The organism is Microbacterium sp. K41, assembly GCF_004794395.1.
Taxonomy (GTDB): domain Bacteria; phylum Actinomycetota; class Actinomycetes; order Actinomycetales; family Microbacteriaceae; genus Microbacterium; species Microbacterium sufflavum.
Map to the genome: position 1 here is coordinate 1 of NZ_SSDO01000326.1, position 3,025 is coordinate 3,025.

At 73.1% G+C, this 3,025-nt stretch carries 3 protein-coding genes and 1 pseudogene; 2 read left to right on the forward strand and 2 right to left on the reverse strand.

Annotation, left to right across the window (positions count from 1 at the left end; all coding sequences use genetic code 11):
* Positions 1 to 406 (forward strand): annotated as a pseudogene (locus tag DW309_RS09395) (hypothetical protein); the annotation flags it as partial.
* An 11-nt stretch (positions 407 to 417) separates the two neighbouring features.
* On the opposite strand, the gene DW309_RS09400 reads toward DW309_RS09395, so the two are convergent.
* Entirely contained in the window at positions 418 to 1,482 is a 1,065-nt protein-coding gene (locus DW309_RS09400) for a LacI family DNA-binding transcriptional regulator (RefSeq protein ID WP_136033091.1), read from the reverse strand.
* Positions 1,483 to 1,544: 62 nt separating this feature from the next.
* Here DW309_RS09400 and DW309_RS09405 point away from each other — a divergent pair, with 62 nt between their 5' ends.
* The gene (locus DW309_RS09405; protein WP_136036518.1) at positions 1,545 to 2,783 is read left to right on the forward strand and encodes an MFS transporter; all 1,239 of its coding nucleotides are present in this window, start codon (positions 1,545 to 1,547) and stop codon (positions 2,781 to 2,783) included.
* 3 nt (positions 2,784 to 2,786) lie between these two features.
* Here DW309_RS09405 and DW309_RS09410 read toward each other — a convergent pair.
* Positions 2,787 to 3,025 (reverse strand): response regulator transcription factor (locus DW309_RS09410; RefSeq protein ID WP_136045221.1); only part of this gene is annotated, 239 nt, incomplete at its 5' end.

Below are 3,025 nucleotides of genomic sequence, written 5' to 3' on the forward strand. Positions count from 1 at the left end.
GGTCGCGGCGCTGGGTGCCCTGCTGCTCCTCGCCGCCGGACTGAGCGTGCCGCGACTGGCGGCCGCCGCGCAGGCACCCGACGCCGACCTGACGTGCGTCACCGACTGGGTCGACGCATCGGGGCGCACGGGTGCCGGGCAGTTCTGGACCGTACGGCTGCCCAAGCTGCACCTCGACGACCCGTCACGCCTGGTGCAGGTCGACCACGCGCTGAACGGCTACGCCTGGCTGGTCGACCGGCGGGACTTCGCGGCGGGGGAGGTGTCGTTCCTGGTGGAGGACGCGCAGACCGTGCCGTGGCAGCTGCCCGCCGGGATCGAACCGGTGGCGACGACCGAGTGCGGGCGGTACCGCATCCTGGACTTCGGCGAGACGGCGCTGCGCCTCGGTCCCGCGCATTCCTGAGGGCAGGCGGCTCAGCGCGCGGGGGGCGGCGCGGTCGTGGTGCCCGCGCGGAAGCGGCACGAGAGGTCCTGCGTCTCGCCCGGCTCCCCGCGGAGCATGCGCGCCACCTGCTCCCCCGCCGCGCGACCCTTCTCGACCGCGGGCTGCACGCTCGTGGTGAGCGTGAGGTCGCCCAGGCCGTCCAGCGCGATGCCGTCGAACCCCGCCACCGATAGGTCCTCCGGCACGCGCAGCCCGAGCTCCTCCGCCGCGCGGATCACGCCGACCGCGAGCAGGTCGCTCTGCGCGAGCACGGCCGTCGGACGCTTCTCCGGGTCGGACAGCAGCATGCGGCCCACCAGGATGCCCTCGTCGATCAGGCTGCCCGACGCGGAGATCGCCGGGGCGTCGGGGAAGATCTCGCGCATGCCCCGGAGCCGGTCGACCGTGACGTCGACGGTCGCGGTGGCGAGTCGCTCCGGCGTGATGAGGGTGCGCTCGCGGTCGGCGTCGAGCGCGAGCGTGACCAGTGCGACGTCGCGGTGCCCGAGGTCGCGGACGTGCCGGGCGACGTCGGCGGAGGCGGCCACGTTGTCGAGCGTGATGCGCGGCACGTCGAGCCCGGCGTCGCCCTCGATCACGACCACGGGGAGGCCGCGCCCCCGCACGATCTCGAGTGAGGCCCGCGTGCGCCCGGAGCACCCGATCAGCACAACCGCGTCGACCGGGGCGCTCGCGATCGCGGACCCGTCCTCGCCCGGCTCGTCGCGCATCAGCAGGATCCCGGCGCTGAGGTCGGCGAGTCCATCGGTGAGGCCGTCCATCATCGCGGTCGTGACCGGGTCGAGGAACGCGGCCCGCAGGTGGCCCTCCAGCACGACCGCGACGATTCCGCTGCGGCCGCGACGGAGCGAGGCGGCGCGGGGGTCGGGTCCGGTGTAGCCGAGCTCGGTCGCCGCGGCGAGAACGCGGTCGCGCGTGGCGGGGGCGACCTTGGCCTTGCCGCTGAAGACCACGGACGCGGTGGAGGTCGCGACCCCCGCCTCGCGCGCGACATCCGCGATCGTGGGTCGGCGCGGGGTCTCCCTGCTGCTCATACTCCGAGGATAGCCGGGATCTGTACTCCGGCGTCGAATCGATTCGATATAGGCTGTGGGTCATGGACACCGCCCTCACCCGTTCGCAGTTCGTGCGCTGGCGCACCGCGATCTTCGCTATCTTCCTCGCCAGCGGCCTCTCGATCGCGACCTGGGCATCGCGCGTGCCGGGTATCAAGGAGGCCCTCGGTCTCGACAACGCGCAGGTCGGACTGATCCTGCTCGGCATGGGCATCGCCTCCATCCTCGGCATCTCCACGAGCCCCGCGGTCATGGCGCGTACGGGTGCGCGTCGCGGCATGCTCCTGTCGATGCTCACGTTCGCCGCCGGCATCGCGCTCGTCGGACTCGGAGCCACCGTGTTCGCCTCGGTCCCCCTGGTGCTGGTCGGCATGGTGCTGTTCGGCTTCGGCAACGGCTGCGTCGACGTGATGATGAACGTCGAGGCCACCGCGATCGAACAGCAGATGGGCCGCACGATCCTTCCCGTCTTCCACGCGTTCTTCAGCTTCGGCACCGTCCTGGGCGCCGGTATCGGTGCGCTCGCGGCGCACCTTCGCATCGACGTCGGCACGCACGCGATCTCCGTCGGGGTCTTGATCGCCGTGATCGCGGTGATCTGCTTCTTCCAGGTGCCGGTGCGAGAGGCGGCCCTCGACCCGGAGGAGCACGAGAAGCCGCCGTTCCGCCAGCGCCTGCACACCGCGCTGGAGGCGTGGCGCGAACCGCGCACCTACCTGCTCGGAACCGTCATGCTCGGCATGTCGTTCGCCGAGGGCGGCGCGAACGACTGGATCGCCCTCGGCACCGAGCAGGGCCACGGTCTCGCCGAGGGTTCCGGTGCCGTCGCCCTCGCCGTGTTCTCGACCGGCATGACCGTCGTGCGCCTGTTCGGCGGCCCCCTGGTCGACCGCTTCGGCCGGGTGCTGGTGCTGCGCATCCTCGCCGCGACGGCCGCCAGCGGCATCCTGCTGTTCATCCTCGCGCCGACGCTGCCGCTCGTGCTGCTCGGCGCCGCGCTCTGGGGTGTCGGCGCCTCGCTCGGGTTCCCGCTCGGAATGTCGGCCGCGGCCGACGACCCGGCCAAGGCCGCCGCCCGCGTGAGCGCCGCAGCCACGATCGGCTACGTCGCGTTCCTCGGCGGCCCGCCCGTGCTCGGCGTGATCAGCGAGCACATCGGCCTGCTCAACACGCTGTTCATCCTGGTCGCGCTGGTCGTGGTCTCCGGGCTGTTCTCCGGGGCCGCCCGCCCGCTGCGCGACGACGAGAAGACCCCCGCCACGACCGCCGCCCGGAGCTGAGGCTCAGCCGCCGCGCGCCCGGACGAGTGCCGCCGCGTGCGAGCGGCTGCGCGCGCCCAGCTTCGCGAGCACGTTCGACACGTGCGTCTTCACCGTGGGCACCGAGATGCGCAGCCGGGCGGCGAGCTGCGCGTTCGACCAGCCCTGCAGGATCCCGTCGAGCACCTCCTGCTCCCGCGCGGTGAGCTCGCCCAGGGCGGGGGTGGCGGCGGCGGGCGGACCGTCGACCGCGGACTCCGCCA